Source organism: Lewinellaceae bacterium, from assembly GCA_020636135.1.
In the GTDB taxonomy this organism is placed as follows: Bacteria; Bacteroidota; Bacteroidia; order Chitinophagales; family Saprospiraceae; genus JAGQXC01.
The window spans coordinates 22,942-42,535 of record JACJYK010000004.1; the positions used below are offsets into that span (position 1 = coordinate 22,942).

The 19,594-nt window shown below is 49.4% G+C and carries 15 protein-coding genes; 10 read left to right on the forward strand and 5 right to left on the reverse strand.

What is annotated here, in order from left to right:
- Positions 1-64: 64 nt before the first annotated feature.
- Complete coding sequence (locus H6570_22045; GenBank protein MCB9321979.1) at positions 65-691, reverse strand: hypothetical protein; 627 nt, start codon at positions 689-691, stop codon at positions 65-67.
- Between the two features lie 38 nt (positions 692-729).
- Between H6570_22045 and H6570_22050 the strand changes: the two genes are divergently transcribed.
- A complete protein-coding gene (locus tag H6570_22050; GenBank protein ID MCB9321980.1) occupies positions 730-3,387 on the forward strand; it encodes a glucosidase in 2,658 nt (885 codons plus the stop codon).
- Positions 3,388-3,462: 75 nt separating this feature from the next.
- On the opposite strand, the gene H6570_22055 is transcribed toward H6570_22050, so the two are convergent.
- The 4 genes from H6570_22055 to H6570_22070 form a co-directional block, all read right to left on the reverse strand.
- Complete coding sequence (locus H6570_22055) at positions 3,463-4,815, reverse strand: alkaline phosphatase family protein (GenBank protein MCB9321981.1); 1,353 nt, start codon at positions 4,813-4,815, stop codon at positions 3,463-3,465.
- Between the two features lie 103 nt (positions 4,816-4,918).
- A complete protein-coding gene (locus H6570_22060) occupies positions 4,919-5,980 on the reverse strand; it encodes a VOC family protein (protein MCB9321982.1) in 1,062 nt (353 codons plus the stop codon).
- 102 nt (positions 5,981-6,082) lie between these two features.
- A complete protein-coding gene (locus tag H6570_22065) occupies positions 6,083-7,126 on the reverse strand; it encodes a carbohydrate-binding family 9-like protein (GenBank protein ID MCB9321983.1) in 1,044 nt (347 codons plus the stop codon).
- Positions 7,123-7,914 carry an SDR family oxidoreductase gene (locus tag H6570_22070; protein ID MCB9321984.1) on the reverse strand — a complete coding sequence of 264 codons (792 nt, stop codon included), beginning with the start codon at positions 7,912-7,914 and terminating at the stop codon, positions 7,123-7,125. The genes H6570_22065 and H6570_22070 overlap by 4 nt, the downstream gene beginning before the upstream one ends.
- A 132-nt stretch (positions 7,915-8,046) precedes the next feature.
- Here H6570_22070 and H6570_22075 point away from each other — a divergent pair, with 132 nt between their 5' ends.
- The 9 genes from H6570_22075 (at position 8,047) to H6570_22115 (ending at position 19,564) form a co-directional block, all read left to right on the forward strand.
- Positions 8,047-9,972, forward strand: a complete 1,926-nt coding sequence (locus H6570_22075; protein ID MCB9321985.1) for a glycoside hydrolase family 28 protein — start codon at positions 8,047-8,049, stop codon at positions 9,970-9,972.
- Positions 9,973-10,287 carry an L-rhamnose mutarotase gene (gene rhaM, locus H6570_22080; protein ID MCB9321986.1) on the forward strand — a complete coding sequence of 105 codons (315 nt, stop codon included), beginning with the start codon at positions 9,973-9,975 and terminating at the stop codon, positions 10,285-10,287.
- A gap of 51 nt (positions 10,288-10,338) precedes the next feature.
- Entirely contained in the window at positions 10,339-12,759 is a 2,421-nt protein-coding gene (locus H6570_22085) for a polysaccharide deacetylase family protein (protein MCB9321987.1), read from the forward strand.
- A gap of 115 nt (positions 12,760-12,874) precedes the next feature.
- Positions 12,875-14,080, forward strand: a complete 1,206-nt coding sequence (locus H6570_22090) for a cytochrome C554 and C-prime (protein ID MCB9321988.1) — start codon at positions 12,875-12,877, stop codon at positions 14,078-14,080.
- A gap of 127 nt (positions 14,081-14,207) precedes the next feature.
- A complete protein-coding gene (locus tag H6570_22095) occupies positions 14,208-14,729 on the forward strand; it encodes a dihydrofolate reductase (GenBank protein ID MCB9321989.1) in 522 nt (173 codons plus the stop codon).
- Positions 14,726-15,517: a class I SAM-dependent methyltransferase gene (locus H6570_22100; GenBank protein ID MCB9321990.1), complete on the forward strand. Its 792-nt coding sequence runs from the start codon at positions 14,726-14,728 to the stop codon at positions 15,515-15,517. Before H6570_22095 ends, H6570_22100 begins: the two co-directional genes overlap by 4 nt.
- Before the next feature lie 118 nt (positions 15,518-15,635).
- The gene (locus tag H6570_22105) at positions 15,636-16,235 is read left to right on the forward strand and encodes a Crp/Fnr family transcriptional regulator (GenBank protein MCB9321991.1); all 600 of its coding nucleotides are present in this window, start codon (positions 15,636-15,638) and stop codon (positions 16,233-16,235) included.
- A 56-nt stretch (positions 16,236-16,291) separates the two neighbouring features.
- Positions 16,292-17,170 (forward strand): pirin family protein, encoded by an 879-nt coding sequence (locus H6570_22110; GenBank protein ID MCB9321992.1) that lies wholly within the window; start codon positions 16,292-16,294, stop codon positions 17,168-17,170.
- A 255-nt stretch (positions 17,171-17,425) separates the two neighbouring features.
- Positions 17,426-19,564, forward strand: a complete 2,139-nt coding sequence (locus H6570_22115; protein MCB9321993.1) for a redoxin family protein — start codon at positions 17,426-17,428, stop codon at positions 19,562-19,564.
- The last annotated feature ends 30 nt before the right edge of the window (positions 19,565-19,594 follow it).

Genomic DNA, 19,594 nt, shown 5'->3' on the forward strand with positions numbered 1-19,594 from the left:
TTATGTGTGAAATACACATGCTGCCGGATCGAAAATGAGTCAACTATGATGTATCCTTACCCGATCAGTTGAAGTTGACTTTGACATCCTCAGGATGGCACTTGGTACAGGATGCCTGGTCCAAATATTGCCCGAAAGGCCGCTGGATGGGTTCCTGCGTCATCAGGGTATGCTTGATCAGATTACCCAATAAGCGGGTGTCAATATGCATATCCAACCATAGGGAGTCCCGGGACTCCGGGTAGGTCACCAGGATCATCGGGATCAGCCCGCCCCGGTACTGGGTCGTATCGCTGAAAATGACCCAGTTGCGATCCTTCTTCTGCTTGAACTCAAGCTCCTGATAAGGGTACCAGGCAATGGTCATCTCCACCGGCGCATGGTAGCCAATGACCTGAGTGGTCTTAACCTGGCGCGCTCTGGTCGGTACCAACTCACGTGATCCGGAACATGCCAGCCAGGTCACAATAAAGAAAAGCAGGTAGACCACTGACATTCGTTTCATGACTTTCACTTTAAAGAGACAAACAAGGCTATTTTCCTGAATAATCATCACGATACCAATGACATACATCACCACCACCGGAGACCTGAGGGCTCTGGCGTCCATCAGATTATTGAGCGGATTAAAAAAGTTCAAATGGTAGTCCTCCCCAAAAAATACATTCGGATACGTACCTTTGATCTTCATCAGCTAAAAAAGTCCTTACCAGAGTACAATCGTAAGCTATGGAGCACATCCATGCGGAACAGCAGCGTTTATTCGCAGCGCGGCACGGAGAAGAATGGAAGAAATGGGGGCCTTATGTGGCCGACCGGCAATGGGCCACCGTAAGGGAGGATTACAGTGAAAACGGATCCGTCTGGGAGTACATCAATCACGACCGGGCCCGCAGCTATGCCTACCGGTGGGGCGAAGATGGTATTGCCGGTTTCAGTAACGACCGCCAGATACTATGTCTGGCACCGGTATTCTGGAATGGCAGGGATCCCATCCTGAAAGAAAGGCTTTTTGGACTTACCAATTGGCAGGGCAACCACGGTGAGGACGTCAAGGAATTGTATTTCCACCTGGCCGCGACTCCCACGTATTCCTACTGCAGGTTTTTGTATAAATACCCTATTCAAACTTATCCCTACCAGGATTTGATCGAGAAAAACCAGCGCAGCCGGGCCCAACCTGAATTTGAAGTATTGGACACGGGAGTCTTCAACCATCAGCGTTATTATGATTGCTTCATCGAATATGCCAAAGGCGGTCCCGAAGACATCCTGTTAAAAATCACCGTGCATAACCGGTCGCGCCGCTCAGCACTGCTTCACATCCTGCCCCACCTCTGGTTCCGTAACTACTGGAAACACAATGCCAAATACAATCCACCCAAGATACGATCGGCTGGCCCAAAACATATTCAGGCCCAGTCCATCCGTGATGGAGGGTATTGGCTATATCATGAAGAGGGAACCCAGTTGTTCTGCGATAACGAAACCAATACCGAACGACTTTTCCAGACTCCGGCCGACCATACCTACTCCAAAGACGGGATTCACGATCATGTCGTGTACGGACTGGACACCGTCAATCCGGACCTGCGAGGCACCAAAGCAGCGGTATGGATCAAAGCTCAAATTCCGGGTAATAAATCCTACACGGTGCGGATCCGGCTAAGTAAGAAACCGCTGGAAGAACCCTGGCAACATTTCGAATCCATCTTTGCCACCCGACTGTCAGAAGCTGAAAATTTTTACCATAACCTTTTGCCATCCACACTGTCTTTGCAGCGGACTGAATTGATCCGGCAGGCTTATGCCGGCCTGCTCTGGTCGAAACAATTTTACTACCTGGATGTCTTCCAGTGGCTGTTCGGAGAACCCGGTTCCAAGAAACTACCCGAACGGAATCACCTGCGCAATTTTGACTGGCAGCACCTGACCAACCGCAACGTCATATCAATGCCCGACAAATGGGAATATCCGTGGTATGCGGCCTGGGACCTTGCCTTTCACACCGTGGCCTTTTCGACCATCGATATCGACTTCGCCAAAGAACAGCTCCTCCTCATCCTGCGCGAGTACTACATGCACCCTAACGGTCAGATACCGGCCTACGAATGGAATTTCAGCGATGTGAATCCACCTGTCCATTCCTGGGCGGTATGGCAGGTTTACATCAGGGACAAACAACTCAACAATCATCCCGACCTGGATTACCTGGAGCGTGCCTTTCAGAAATTACTGATCAACTTTACCTGGTGGGTTAATCAAAAGGATGTCAATGGCATCGATCTCTTTGAAGGAGGCTTCCTGGGCCTGGACAACATCGGGGTCTTTGACCGCAATCACATGCCTCCGGGCATTAAAAAACTGCAGCAGGCCGATGCCACCAGCTGGATGGCTCTTTTCGCCTTAAACATGCTGCGTATGTCCCTGGAACTGGCCCAGTACAATGCCTCCTACGAAGAATCCGCTGCCAAATTCTTTCGCCATTTTCTCAATATCGCCTGGGCCATGCACCACATCGGCAAGAAGGACATTTCCCTGTGGGATGATGAAGATGCCTTTTATTACGATGTCGTCCAACTGGACAACGGGACCAATGAACGCATGCGGGTACGGTCCCTGGTAGGTATTATCCCACTCTTTGCAGTTGAGGTCATGCATAAGGACTTGTTTAAGAACCTGGATGAATTCAATAGCCGGGCCATTACCATCATCCGCACCCGGCCGGATCTGGCGTCCCTGATATCCCGCATTGAAGAAGATAACGATGACGGATTCTACCTCTTCTCCATCATGCGGGGCTTCCGGCTGGAGCACTTGTTAAAAAGACTGCTTGATGAGGAGGAGTTTCTCTCCGACTATGGAATCCGATCTCTTTCAAAATATCACAAGGATCACCCATTTGTTTTTGAACATCATGGGAAACATTCCATCCACTACGAACCGGGGGAAAGTTCAACCAATATGTTCGGAGGTAATTCGAACTGGAGAGGTCCCATCTGGTTGCCACTCAACTACCTGATCATCCAGTCCTTACGGGAATATTATACCTATTATGGTCCCAGCTATGTTTATGAGTTTCCCACTGGGTCTGGCATAAAACTAAACCTGAGACAGATCGCCCTGGAGATCAGCAAAAGGTTGTTACGGCTTTTTGAGATCGATGAAGAAAATAAATTCACCTATCACAACGACGATCAGGAACACCACTTTGCAGCCGACCCGCACTTTAAAGGATTGCATTTATTCTACGAGTTCTTTCACGGGGATACCGGCCAGGGCCTGGGTGCTTCCCACCAGACCGGTTGGACGGCGCTTATTGTGAATATTATTCTGGAGATGGAAAAAGAGGAAGCCTGGTTAAACCAGGAAGCGATTAATAGTTAGCGGGTCCGATCTCATGAGCGAACAGCAATTCTTTTCATCCTTACTGGTTGCCTGGGCCGGGAGTAGGATGTGGGATCATTTCCATTCACTGGCCCGGATCTCCCGCTCCCACTTTTTTTCGCCGGCGGCATTGAAAACAGCTATGGTCATCACCCGCTCTTTTTCCGGGCCCGAAAAATGTATGCGGGCAAAATTATGCTCCATCACGACGGTCCCGGGCACGAGCCAGGCATTGTTTTCCTTGTCTCCGCTCGTATTAACCCCTGAGGTAAAGGGCGAGCAGGTCAGGTCATACAAGACATAACCATTTTTACCGGAATATTTACTTAGCTCGGTATAATGCCGGTCTCCGGTTAGGAATACCACGCCGGGAATGTGTTCCTTTTCCAGCTGTTCGATCAGGTAGGCCTGTTCTTCCGGATAGATGCTGTAATTTTCTGCCACAGCTGCCGTACTCAGCACCATATTGCCTGTTGCCACGATTTTAAAGGTCGCTTCACTGGTCGACAGTGCGTCTAACAACCATTCCAGTTGCTTCTTTCCCAGCATGGTCCGGTCACCGTATTTGCGTTTATCCGGAGAGCGGAACCAGCGATCATCCAGCAGGAAAAAATCTACATCGTGAAACTGAAACATGGTGGTAATGCCGCCTTCCAGTCCGGGTATTCCGTATGTCGGGTTGCCCCAGAAAGCCTGAAATACCTGATGAGCACGCTCTTTGTGTACCCAGCTCCGGTCCGAGTCGTTCGGGCCGTAATCGTGGTCGTCCCAAATGGCATAATGATGGGTGGAAGCCAGTAAGGGCTGAAGTTCAGGGATGGATCTCGTGTGGGTATACCGGTGCCAGTATCCGGTAGCCGTAAACCAGTCGGCTTCCCGCAGATATGTATTGTCCCCCAACCACAGCATCATGTCCGGATGTTGCTGATAAATGGCCTGAAAGATCTCATAATGGCTTCCATAAGGGGTGCCCGGCCGGTCAAATTCCGGCTCGTTGATGTAGGCACAGCTACCGGTGACCATGGTAAAATCCGGCGGGTCATGCCGCCATTTCCAGATGGGCTGGGACTGAAATTCGGTAGGATAATTCAGGGTTACCGGCTCTCCATTAATGTACAACTGGTACTGATAATGCTTTCCAGGCATGACCTGATCGGCAATCAGTTTGACGGTGTTGGCTTCCTCTTCATCCGTTAGATTTACCCGGGTCATCAAGGTATCCGGATGTTCGATGTCCTTTTCCCAGTAGGTCACAAATACTTCGGCAGGTTCTGTGGTTTGTACCCATAAGAGAACTTCCCGCATCTCCGAGTAACCCAGCATCGGGCCGGATTGCAGCAGGGATGATTGTGCATTGGAAATGAATACCGGTCCCAAGCAGAAAAGAAGCACGAACGCGGGTTTAGGCAGCTTTGATTTGCGTTGCATAATGAAGCCAATTGGTGATCTGCAAAATTACGCAATATCAGATCCTGAACCTACTGACATTCAACACTCAACCTTCAACGTTCAACACTCAGCCTTCACCATTTCATTTATCCTTCACCCTTTTCCACGCCATCGTATTGATCATCCAGTTGGGCAACGATTTCCTGGGATCCCGGCCTTTGAGATTCATGTACCAGCCCCATTTTTCCATGATAGGCAACTTGTGGGTTTCTACAAATTCGATCAGTGTACCGTCCGGGTCCTCAATGTAGGCAAAATGGCCTGCCGCAACGCCCATGTCAAAACTATCGGCGCTATTGACGGTAAACGGATAGCCTTTGGCAACACAGTCCTTTTCCAGGTGCTCCATACCCAGGATGTCAAAGCACAAGTGAATGTAGCCCAGTTCGCCCCAGATACGACCTTCAAAAATTTTCTTGGGCTTCCGGTCCAGAGGCTGGATCAGTTCAATCTGTGTGGGGCCCAGCAAACGGGCAAACGGTCCGGTCCGTATCGCCGAATGGTACAGCAGTACCCTGCGGTAACGTTGGTCACCACCCGGGAGATGGGCAAAGTCTTCAAACACTCCGGTTTTGTCGTAGACAACCTGGTCGTATTCCAGGATACCGGTATAGACCTCCAGCGCCTTGTCGATATCCGACACGCCGATGACGGCTCCTACCACGCCTCCCGTCAGTGATTTTTGAGCTTTGTAGTGATAATCTTCGTGGACAACCTCAAAGATGTTTCCGTAAGGATCTTTCACGTAGTAATGTTTCAAATCCTGAGGGTCCGAATACAGGGTGCCCAGAATATCAAGACCACGCCGGTGATGTTCGGCAAAGGCTGCCGGCACATTGCGGCACTTCAGCTTACAGATGAATATTCCACTGTCACCCAACTGAACATCAAAATGTGGCGGACGGGACTCAAACCCCGTGTGCTGCCAGATCTCAAAACCTCCGCCACCTTCCATATTCACGGCTAAAGCAGCATAGCGCTCACAGGTTTTGCCATCGGTATGGGGCAACATCAGCGTCGCCACCGCGGTATCCTCAAAGACATTGATATCCATACCAAATTGCTCCCGGTACCATTTCCAGGCTTCTTTGGCATTGCGAACACCGACGCCGATCTGCTGTATCCCTACAATGTGTTTTGACATGATTTGTTAGCTGATTTAAGATTCATCCCGGGCTCGCTGCAATGATAACAAAAATTAAAATTTTTCAATAAGGCCCGCAGGCCCCAGAAAAAGACCAAAACTTCAGGGTGCAGCGAAGGTAACCCGGCCATCTTCCCGGATTGCCCAGGTCCGATTCCGTTCACCGTGCAGTGTAAGCAGGTAGTCTGAATCCGCGGTGAGAAAGGAACAAGCATAGTGCATGCCATTCACCAGATATTGATTCTCTAATTGATCCGGGAAAACACCATGTTCTGCACGATATTCCCGCAGTTGGTGATAAAGGAAATAAAGGTGCTGGATCACAGCATCATCTTCCGGAATCCGGGCCCTGTCCGGTCCCCGGTCGAACAGCAGATAGCCCCATTTTTCAGGATAATGCATATTGACAATCCCCTGAGGGGCCCAAACCCAGTTGTGCTCCGGCATTGGTTTGCCCTCAGGAGTTCTGAGTTTGACATATTGGCCATCAACAACCTGGGTTTCATGATGCACCCGTGAAAAATTGATCTTCCAGACAGCTCCTGGATCCGGATGTCTGCCTTTGCGGGTGAGACCGTCCAGTGGCAATGCCATCTCCACCGACCAGCAGCTGTCCCGGTCTGAAGGATTATTCAGGCTCCCGTAGACTTTTACGGCAGAACGCATCTGTTTAAAATCCCAGTCGGTGATCACCGGCCCACCGTCCCGGTACGGAGCCGATAAAAACAGATCGAAAATGGTATTGAAGGCGTTGAACTCGATCTCAAAATAGTTGTGACTATCCCGGTCCGGGTCGATGAACACTTCAAAATCATTGTCCCGGTAGATGATATCATCGTGGTTTTTAAGCGTGGCCCATATATTAGTCTCATCAAGCCGGGCCAGAATATAGAGTTGGGTCGAATCCCAGACCATTTTGACACGGGTATTCTGGTAGGGTAAGGGCCGACTATCACCTTCGATGTCTACAAATAGTTCAGACCAGGCCACCCCTTGCCAGGCCAGGTCATCGCCCTGACCGTCGATCGTGACCGGAAGACCGGTAAACTCACATCGATAGTGCCGCGGAGTCTCATAATGGTACCCCTGGGCAGCCACAGGAAAATACATCGTCAGCCAGACGATGATCGTTATTGTCCGCCTCATTGAATCCTGGGAATTAGCCGGTAATACAATGCAGGCAGCCATTTGCGGATGTAATACATCAGCAATTCTTTGCGGCCGACCAATATGTCTTTTTTATTTTTCTTGATGGCTGTCAGGATTTTAGACGCACAAAGGGCTACCGGCATCCCTTCGGCCTGACCCTTATCCATGGTACCATGCTCGGTTCCATCCTCGGTAAGTGCATGCAAGGAAATATCGGTCTGGATACGCCCCGGGGACACGATGGTTACTTTTACCGGTGTAGCTGCCAATTCAGCACGGAGCGCTTCAAAAAATCCTTGCAAAGCATGCTTGGAGGCACAATAGGCGGTGCGTCTTGGAACGCCAAATTTACCCGACAGGCTGCTGATGGCAACCAGGTGGCCTTCCCCATGCTCCAGCATATCTGGCAATAATGCTTTGGTTAGCACGACCGGACTGAAAAAATTCAATTCCATAAAAGTGCGGTCTATCGACACCGGAGTTTCAATGGCCAGCGACCGCTGGCTGCGTCCGGCATTCAGGACCAGCACATCCACCCTTATCATCCTTTCCTTCACCTGTCGCACCGCATCCTCCATCGCGTCCAGATCCATGACATCCATTGGAACAACAAGAACATCAACTCCGGCCTCGCGGCATTTCCCGGCTACCAATTCCAGCTTGCCTGCATTGCGGGCAGAAAGCACCAGCCTGGATCCTTCCTGTGCAAAGGCATAAGCAAGTGCTTCCCCGATACCTGAAGAAGCACCGGTGATCCACACGACTTTATTTTTCAATTGTTGCATAGGAACGAAAATAGGCAATTGAAAGCGATCCGTCTGTCCCTTGGTCCAACCAACTTAACATTGAAAAATCACGGGCAGACTGTGGTCTTTAAACCCGGGGCACTAACTTTAAGGATACCTTACAACTGAAACGTGCAACCGAAACGTCTTTGTCTTCCTGTATTTGGATTCACCTTCCTGTTATTCCTGAGTTGTCATTCGACCCAACAAGTGGATCAGTCAGATGACAAAAGCCCGCTGGTTCAGCATCTGGAAGCGATCTTTTACCACCCGGGATTTGCACCCGTACCCGACCAGGCATTTCCGGCAAATGACTATGGGGCACAACCGGATTCACTGGTGGATAATACCCAGGCCATACAGGACGCCATCGATGCCGCAGCAGCAGCCGGAGGAGGACAGGTGATTTTAAAGCCCGGATTATACCGGTCCGGGGCTCTTTTCCTGAAATCCAATGTGGAGTTGCATCTGGATTCACTGGTTACCATTCAAGCCATTCAGGATGACAAGCTCTATCCGGACATCCGGACCCGCATTGCCGGCATTGAAATGCTCTGGCCGGCTGCACTCATCAACATCTACGAACAACACGATGTACGGATCACCGGAAAAGGGACTATCGATGGCAACGGGAAATACTGGTGGGATAAATTTTGGGGAGATCCTCCCCGCACTGGTGGCATGTGGACCGAATATACCCGACGTAACATCCGCTGGGCGGTCGATTACGATTGCAAACGGGTCCGCCCGGTGGCCGTATATGGTTCACAAAATGTCCTCTTGCAGGATTTCAATGTGCTCCGTGCCGGCTTCTGGACGGTCTCATTGACCTATAGCTCCCGGATTCATGTCAATGGTCTGGTTATCCGGAACAACATCGGCGGCTATGGACCCAGTTCGGATGGCATCAATTCAGATTCTTCCAACGATATCCTGGTTGAAAACTGTGACATCGACTGTAACGACGACAATCTCTGCATCAAGGCCGGACGCGATGCGGATGGATTGCGGGTTAACCGCCCCAGCGAGAACATCGTTTACCGCAATTGCATCACCCGGGCGGGCCACGGGCTTTTCACCATCGGGAGCGAGACTTCCGGAGGGATGAGGAATATTGAAGTGTACGGTCTGAAAGCTGAAGGAACCAATACCGGTATCCGCTTTAAGTCAGCACAGGTCCGCGGAGGAGTCATTGATAACATCTGGTTTCATGACATCACCATGGACCACGTCAACAGTCCTTTCCATTTCGAGCTAAACTGGTATCCGGAATACAGTTACCCCCAAATACCTGCGGAAATACCCGAAACGGAATGGCCAGCCCACTGGAAAGTGATGACCAGACCGGTGGAACCAAAAGTACGCGGCATCCCGGAGTTTCGAAATATCCGGATTACGAATGTGACGGTGACCGGCGCCCAACAGGCATTCTACGCCAATGGCTATGCGGAAAAACCAATCCACGATCTAGCCTGGGAAAATGTGTCCATTGAAGCAGAGGAATGTGGTGAAATCCACCATGCCCGCGACTGGTCCATGGATAATGTTCGCTTACGCATTCATACCAATGACACCCTGATCCTTGAAGATACCAGGGGTATTGTAATGCCGGAAATTACGGTCGATGTTCCTCAAATCCGGCCACCCATGGACACGGCAGTTGACCTGGACACCCGGATGTTCCGGTACCGCAAGCAGCATCCCGGGTCGTCCATCTTTCCCCTTGATCCGGTATCAATGGAGATCATTGGCCCAGGTGATACCATGAATTCTGCAGTCCACCAGGAAGTCTATGTATTCCCGGAGGGCAATGCATCCCTGAAATGCTATGAGCCACTTGGTGACGGATTTTATTACTCACCCCTGTCGATCATCTGGCTGCAATCGACTCGTCAATTGCAGATCCAAAGTGAAGTAAGACACAACTGGACCATTCATCTGGCCTGGGAAAGCGCGCCCGGACAAGTGTATGGAGCCACCCAATGGAACTACGATCAGGACCATCAGCATATAATTGCTGAAGTGACCAGCGCTCCCTTTACCATAACCATTCAATAAATGAAACGAGTTGCTTTCAAAATGCAATTATTACCCGGCTGTCAGGAAGAATATCAAAGGCGTCATAACGCCATCTGGCCGGAATTGACAAAACTCTTGAGGGAGGCAGGCATCCGGGAATATTCCATTTTTCTTGACCCGGACACCGACACCTTGTTTGCTTTCCAGAAAGTGAAGGAAGATACCGGTTCACAAGACCTGGGAACCCATGAAATCATCCGTCGTTGGTGGAAATACATGGCAGATATCATGGTTACACATCCGGATCATTCACCAGTAAGTAAGCCCCTTACTGAAGTCTTTTACGTGGAATAACACCTGAAAAAAATGATGATTAGTTCACCTGCAAATTTCCTGATAAGGCTATTGAGCCTGATAACATGCTTGTTCCTGTCATCGATGCAACCCCTGGAAGCACAAATTCTGAAGCAACCCATACCGGATCACCTGGTCGTGCTCACCTTTGACGATGCCGCTGTCACGCACGCAACATATGTAGCACCTTTACTCAAAAAATATGGTTTCGGAGCCACCTTCTTTGTTTGTGAATTCCCTCCGGACTTTGCAGACAGCACCAAATACATGTCCTGGCTGCAGATCCGGCAACTGCAGCAGATGGGTTTTGAAATCGGTAACCACACCGGCAGCCATACCCATCTGAATACCATCGACAGCACCCACATCGTCCGCGAACTGGAAGTCATCGAAGATCGATGCAGCCACTATGGCATTTCCAAACCGGCAACCTTTGCTTATCCGGCTTACGATACCGACCCATTGGCGTTGCCCATCCTGGAGCGCAAAGGATACCGGTTTGCCCGCGTGGGCGGGAGCCGGCCTTACGATCCTCTCACGGATCATCCCTACCTGATCCCCAGTTACAGCACCTCGGGAACAGACACCACTCAGACCATGCAGGCCTTGCGAATGGCTAAGGATGGCAAAATCGTAGTTCTGACCGTCCATGGTGTTCCCGACTATGCCCACGACTGGGTTACCACCCCACCGGCAATATTTGAAACCTATCTGAAATACCTGTCGGAGAATCATTACCAGGTCGTCGGTTTGCAGGCTTTGTCTGACTTCATTGACCCGGAGGTGGCCATGATGAAGATCAACCCGGTTTGGACCCTTGGTAGTCAGGGTACTCCTGTCCTGGCTCCTTCCCCTACTACACACCTGGATGTAGATTTCTCTCAACCTTCAGGGCCGGTAAAGCCCATCTATGCCTGGTTTGGCTACGATGAGCCGAACTATACCTATATGAAAGACGGGAGAAAATTATTGACTGAGTTAGCTGCCTTGAGCCCGGTTCCCGTTTATGTTCGCACCCACAACCTGCTTACATCGGGTGATGGCATTCCCTCCCTTAAATGGGGTTCCACCAATGCTTACACGGAGGATGCAGATGGAAATCCCGTGTACAACTGGAAGGTGACCGACTCTATTTTTGATACCTATGTGCAGCGGGGAATGAAGCCGCTGGTCGAAATAGGATTTATGCCGGAAGCCCTATCCAGCAATCCAATACCGTATCGACACGACTGGCAACCGGGAAATCAATATGCCAACATTTTTACCGGCTGGGCTTATCCGCCGAAAGATTATCAAAAATGGGGCGAACTCATCCACCAATGGGTATTGCATTGTGTTGAAAGATACGGACAGGCCGAAGTGGAATCCTGGCTCTGGGAGGTATGGAATGAGCCCAACATTGGCTATTGGCAAGGCACTGCCGATGAATATCAAAAATTATATGATTTTTCCGCTGAGGCAGTCAAAAGAGCGTTACCAGGTGCTCGCATCGGTGGCCCTCATAGCACGGGACCGGGCTGGGATAAAGCAGCAGCCTTCCTCGACAGTTTCCTCTATCATGTTGAACATGGAACCAATTACGCGACCGGCCAGAAAGGCAGCCCGCTGGATTTCATTGCCTTCCATGCCAAAGGAGCACCACAATATGTAGACGGGCATGTGCGGATGAACATGGGAGCTCAATTGAACGATATTGCTCGTGGTTTTGAGATCGTGGCTTCCCATTCCCGCCTGAAACATCTGCCGATCATCATCGGTGAGTCGGATCCGGAGGGATGTGCGGCCTGTTCTATGGATATCTATCCGCACAATGGTTATCGCAATGGAACCATGTATTCCAGCTACACGGCTGCTGCATTTCCCCGCAAAATGGAACTTGCCGATCACTATGGCATCAACTTGCTGGGTGCAGTCACCTGGGCTTTTGAGTTCGAAGATCAGCCCTGGTTTCATGGATTCCGGGATCTGGCGACCAACGGTGTCGACAAGCCGGTCCTGAATGTGTTTCGGATGATGGGACAATTATCCGGTTCCCGGGTGAAGGTCACCGGAAATCTGGCCTATGATGCCATGACTATCCGGGATTCCAGTGTCCGGGGACCTGCGCCAGACATCTCGGCCCTGGCAACCGTGGATGATCACCAGGCAGCCGTTATGCTGTGGAATTATCACGATGATGACCTGCCTGCACCGGATGCGACCATCAAATTGACCCTGACCGGTTTGCCTTCCGGAAGGTTGTTCATGGAGCACTTCCGGATTGACCGGGATCACAGCAACGCCTACACGTACTGGCAAAAGCTGGGCTCGCCCCAATACCCTAACGCAAAACAATATGCCGAACTGGAAGAATCAGGGCAGTTGGAGTTACTGGAATCTCCCGAATGGATCAATACCAGCGATGGCCGGATTATCCTCACCATAATCTTACCCAGACAGGGGGTCTCCCTGCTTAAGTTCACCAGGGATTAAATGTCTTCACTTTCTGAAATATGGCTTTTATCATACATTCAGCATTAAGCCTTCAACATTCAACATTCGTTAAGTGATTTTGGTCGCTTTCACATCCCTGGTCAAATACCTAATTTTGCAGGGTCAAAAAACAATTATCCTGAAGCGTATCACCCGATGGTTTACTGTCACTTTGGTTTTGGGTTTGGCCCTCGCCTCTTGCGTCAACCGTATTGAGCCCCTGGAAGACACCTGGGAAAGTGCAGTACCTTTCCAACCCATACCGCAAGGCCTGGTCTCGATCCGTTCCGCCGACTGTGGGGTCTGTCACAAGGAAATCTACCAGGAGTGGCTGAAGTCTACCCATGCACATGCCTGGACCGATCTGCAATTTCAATCGGAAATTAAGAAGGAATCAAGCCCCTACCTCTGCATCAATTGTCACATCCCGCTCGAAAATCAGCAGGAATACCTCATTACCGGCTTGAAAAATGGTGACATCTACCAGCCGGTGAAGGAAAAAAACCCACATTTCGATGCTGCCATGCAACTGGAAGGTATCGGTTGTGCCACCTGCCATGTCCGCGATGGCTTCATCATAGGCACCCGGGGGACGGTCAACGCTCCGCATCCCGTGCGGGTCGATTCTTCCTTCCTCAGCGAACAGCTCTGCATCACCTGCCACAACGCCAATGCAGTGGTCACCCCGGAACTGGTATGTACATTCCAGACAGGAGAAGAGTGGCAGGTAGGACCTTATGCCCAAACCCAAACCTGCATAAGCTGTCATATGGATACGCTTACCAGGTCCTGGATGAGTGGCATGCCTGAACATGTATCCCATCGCCACTGGTTTCCCGGATCCGGTATTCCGAAGCAGACGGGAGAAACACCGGTGGCCCTGGAGGGTCTTGATTTTAAACCGGACACCCTGGAACCAACTTATTCCGGCGCTGACAGCATTCATTACAGCCTTACACTGACGAATGCACATGCCGGGCACCGGCTTCCCACCGGTGATCCCGAGCGCTATTATCTGATCGACCTCACCTGGTTGAATGCCGCAACGAGTGACACGATTGCCCACCGCCGGTACCGCATCGGTGAAGTATGGGAATGGTACCCGGTGGCGAAAAAGATCAGTGACAACAACCTCGACCCACTGGAGTCAAGAACTTATACCATTGGTTTGCTTCCCTCTGAGGAAGGAACTTACACCCTGCATACAAAGGTCACCAAGCACCGGATGACCGAAGAGACGGCAGCGTACCATCATCTGACGGAAGACTATCCGACCTTTATTACTGTTTTCACAGCCGAACAGGCTGTCACGGTGAATTAGAGCATCAGACCGAAGCACTTGACTTGTATATCCAGGATATACATTAAATTGTATTAAAAGTCTAAATTTTGAGTCTCAAAAACCTGAAATGGCAGAGCCTGGCTATCTAACAAAAATCACTGCCCACATGGTCTCCAGCCTCGATGGATTCATCGCAGCAAAAGACAACAGTGTGGAGTGGATGAATTCAAAGGATCGTTTTGAACAAGGCGTCACTTTAACCAAAGAAGAGATCTCGGCTTTTCTCGAAAACATCGATTGTTATGTGATGGGTTCACGTACCTATGAACACGCCCTGGAGCTGGGCTGGCCCTATGGAGATACGCCCGTTTATGTCTTCACCCAGCGATCCCTGCTGAAACAATATCCCAATGTCCATTTTTTAACCGGCGACCTGAATCAGGTTATGCAGACGCAATTGAAAAGCGATCACCGTAACATCTGGGTGGTGGGAGGATCAAACCTGATCCGTCAATGTATCCAATTCGGGCTGGTGGATGAGCTCATTGTGACCATAGTTCCTGTAATTTTGGGAGATGGACAGCCTTTTTTTGAATCCATTGAGAAAGAACAGCCACTTCATCTAAAAAATGTAAGAGCTTATACCAATGGCATGGTGGAATTGACCTATAGTTTTCAGTTAAGATGAGCCTCGTTAATGACAATTGGAACAGTGGCGATCCTTATGAATATTTCATGGGGAGGTGGAGCAAACAGCTTGCTCCCCTATTTCTAGATTGGCTGAATGCTCAACCTGACGAATCATGGTTGGACCTGGGCTGCGGCACTGGCGCTCTGAGTGAGGCAATCCATCTTCTGCAACGCCCCAGCTGGCTGACTTGCCTGGATGCGTCACCGGCGTTCATCGATCAGGTGGCAAAAAAGGCATGGCCAGACACGGATTATCTGGTGGGCATCGCTCAACAAATACCTGTGCAGGACCAAAGTTACGATCTCGTGGTATCGGCCCTGGCGTTCAATTTTTTTGATGATCTGGCCGCTGCCTTGGAAGAGATGAAGCGGGTCCTGAAACCAGAAGGCACCATTGCCGCCTACGTTTGGGACTATGCGGGCGAAATGGAGTTTCTGCGCATTTTTTGGGATACGGTCGTCGAACTGGATCCTGCAGCTGCGCCTCTGGATGAAGGCAATCGATTTCCAATCTGCAATCCGACCCGGCTGGAAGAAGCCTTTCATGCCGCAGCCTTGCACCAGATCCAATCCGGTTATCTGGTCATGACCACCCGGTTTATGCATTTTGATGATTATTGGAATCCATTCCTGGGAGGCCAGGGCCCGGCACCAAGCTACCTTGGCTCGCTCAGCCCGGTGCAACAAACGCGTCTGCGGGAGGCAATCCGGGAAAAATTACCGGTGGAATCCGACGGCTCCATTCAGCTCATAGCACGTGCAATAGCCATCCGGGGCAACTTGTAGCCCTCAATCAGATTCCCTACAATCGAATACAGGTCTTGATATTAAAAAAAAGAAACGACCAACATTTTAAGCTGTTACCATCACTATCTTGCCGGAACGTTGGCTCAAACCATCGACTATGAACCGATTTCCCTTCTCCACCTATCTGACTACAAACACGGATCTGGATGAAGCGATGATCCGTGAACTGGTCAATCAGTGCATGAAAAAATCAGTGGTAAAGGGGACTTATTTATTACGCCAGGGTGAGACCTGCGAATATTCGGTCTACGTCGAAAAAGGGTTACTGAAGCAATTTGCCATCGATGACCAGGGCAAAGAACATATTCTTCAATTCGCTCCGGAAAACTGGATTGTTTCTGACCGGGCCAGCACTTATTTTCATCAGCCATCGGAATATTTCATTCAGGCCATAGAAGACAGTCAGGTGGTGCTTTTCGATGAGGCGTTCATCCTGCAGCTAGCGAAAACCAATGCCTCGTTCCTGGAATTCAACCACCGGCTGCTCCACAGTCACATCCGCCAACTGCAACGCCGTATTCTGCAATTACAGAGCGCAACCGCCAGCGAACGTTATCAGCATTTCGTCAAGGTTTATCCGGACCTGCTCCTGCGTGTCCCCCAGGTGCAGATCGCTTCTTATCTGGGCATTACTCCGGAAAGTCTTAGCCGGGTCCGCCGGGAGCTGGCACAACAAAATCGAACGATCTTATCATAGATCAATGCACACCAGCAGTGCCCTGCCCTACATTTGCATCAAAAAGGAGTTCATTTATGGCAACGAGAAGCGTAGAAGCAATCATCCGACCAGGATCGGCCCATTATGTGGGTGACGGATTCCGGGTCCATAACTTCATACCCGGAAATCAGGGTGCCAGCATGCAACGCATGAATCCATTTATCATGCTCGATTACAATTCGAAATACCGGTTTGCCGGCACCGATAAACCACGCGGAGTCGGTGTACACCCTCACCGGGGTTTTGAAACCGTGACCATTGCTTACCAGGGGAAGGTAGCACATCACGACAGCGGTGGCGGTGGCGGAGTAATTGCACAGGGCGATGTCCAGTGGATGACGGCCGCCAGTGGGGTATTGCATAAAGAATATCACGAGAAAGAATGGGCGAAGAAAGGTGGTGAATTTCAGATGGTCCAGTTGTGGGTCAATTTACCGGCCAGGGACAAAATGAGTACGCCGAAATACCAGGCCCTCCAAAATAAGGCGATTCCCAGGGTCAATTTGGATGATGCCGGAAGTACGGTTGAAGTTATTGCCGGATCGTATCAGGACACCCGGGGAGCGGCCAGTACGTTCACACCAGTTAATTTGCTGAATGCACGACTGAAAAAAGGAAGTTCTGCCGGATTTTCATTCCCGGCTTCGTATAATACGGCCCTGGTCGTGATTGAAGGCAGCATCCTGATCAACGAAAAGGAACAGGCCCCTACCGATCACTTTGTATTGCTGTCCAATGATGGAGAATCCTTTACGGTGGAAGCGACCGATGATGCCGTCGTGCTGGTCATGAGTGGAGAGCCCATCCACGAGCCGATCGCAGCACACGGACCATTCGTGATGAATACAAGGCAGGAACTGATTGAGGCCTTTGAGGACTTCAACCAGGGTAAATTCGGTTATCTGGAAGATTGACGGATCCCTTGATTGTAATGCATAAATACCCATTCTGATGTTTTTCAGAACGGGTATTTATTTAGAAAATTCAGGGCACAGTTACCTTTTAATCCCCTAAAATCGATCTCCGTATACAACGCCAAAAGGCACCATTTTCTAGCTTAATTGCATCTAAATAATTAAAGGATTAATTTTAAATAAATATCCTTTCACACGGATTGTCGAAATAAGCAAGACCGTGTTTTCTTTTTGGCCACCCAATTTCATCCACTTATGAATAAACGCTATTACATTTCTTTCGCATTTGTCCTATTGATCTTAAAGCTGATAAGCCAGTCGAATATTCCAGCATCCTGGTGCCAGGATTATTTCAATGAGCATGGACAATGGACACTGACTCTGGATCAGGATTATGCTGTTCTGGAAGCCGATTACTGGAAGTACATATCCATCGAAGCGTCTTCGGGTCACTTAAAGATTTCACTGGCTCGCACGGATACTATATGTTATTTTAATCCGCAAGGCCAGTACATCTGTGAGTTAAAACCTCGCTCCACATCCCTTGATCTACGGTCCAACGGTCAGGGCTTTCAATGCATCCGGGATGGCATTCCTGCAGGAAAACTCTTTACTGCTGACAATAAACCAATGTATCAACCGACGCAGGACATTCCGGATAGCAAACCAGGCATGGCTACTTTTAAAGGCGAATTAAAAGCTACAACCAATAATGGATTGGAGGATATCTATTCCATTCGTGTACGCTACCAAAATTATTTATGGCAAACACAAATCACTGTGGAGGCTTTCCTTGACCCACAACGGCGGTTTTCATTGCAAATTCCCCTGGCTGGCTTTCAGGATGTTTATTTGATTTGCGGAGATAGCGCGACAACCCTATTCTTAGCTCCGGGAGAAAACTTGTTTCTTCAAATTGCAGATATCGATCCGACAAAGTGGTTTTTTATGGGCCCTACGGCTGATGCTTCCCTGGATTATCAGCTTTTTAACCGCGATGGTGTCCCTGACCGATATTATTGGCCGGCTTACGAAGACAAACTGACTTTGGATATTAACGCTCATCAATCGGCACGAAAGGCCATCATGGACCATTCTATCAATGGCCTGCATGATTACGCGGTAAAACATCCTGTTTCAGCAGCTTTCCAAACCTGGCTACCTATCCATCAAGAAGTTTGGTATTTCGAAGATCTGATCCGTTATTCCTGGATTCCTCGTACAATGCAAGGAAAATCCTTGTATTGGGAAACGGATGATCCTTTTTATGACCATTTTATCGATGACTTTCATTTTTCTGATTCCGGATACCGGATTTCCAGTTACTATGGCAATTGTATGCGCGAAATGGGTATGTTTTACGCACAAAAGTTCGGCAAATACACCGATTATGCCCTGGATATCGGCTTCTGGAGAATGGTTTTGGACCAGGAACAGGCGGATTACAATAGGACATTAATCAATCAAGTGATCACCGATCTTAAGAATCCGCCCGCTTCAGTTGTTTTCTGGAATGAATTATGGAAAAAGTATGCACCTGAAATTCAAAAACATTTCGGCATCAAGAATAGTACTACCCGCTTCGATTCCACTTTTTCCTTAATCAGGAGCAATGAATCTGGCCTCACTCCTCAAGATATACTGCAACTGGAGCAAGGAATCCAACATTTAAAAGAACAAAGTATAAAGACAGGAGCGTTCAGAAAAAAATACAGCTATCTGGCAAACCTTCGCTTTTATGAAAAAAGAACTGAAAATCTGGATCGCATGGGTACAGATGGTCAATTACTTGCAACTATGGTTTTCGGCAACGCATTCAGTGATGCTATTGAAGGTGCAAATAGCGTTCAAGCGCAAGTTTTTTTAAACGTTTTGCGTTCCCGAATATCTGATCCTGCTATCCTGCAGCTTTACCAATACCGCTATGATCAATTGTTGTCCCAGATGGAACAACCACTACCTGCCTATGCCCACCTTACCGACCTGAAGGAAGGCAGTCCTGAAGCATTCATCCAATCTTTATCGAAGAAACATCCCGGACAATATCTCTACCTCGATGTATGGGCTACCTGGTGTGCTCCCTGTCGGGGTGAAATGCCCTTTGCCGCCGACACTAAAGAATTCCTGCAGGATTATCCACTTACATTCATCTACCTCTGTATGTCTGGTGATAAACCAGCCATGGAAAGCCTGATCAAGCAGTACCAACTCTCCGGGGATCATTATTTTCTGGAAGAACCTCTATCCAGAACCTTATCCAACTTGCTGCATACAAAAGGTTATCCAACATATCTGATTATCAACCCGGACGGACAGATCGTCAACTGGAATGCACCCAGGCCCTCCCAAAAAGAAAGTTTATTGGCGGAACTGGAGCAGTTAATGAAACGCTGAGTCCTTTGACCTTCAAATTCCTGTACGAGC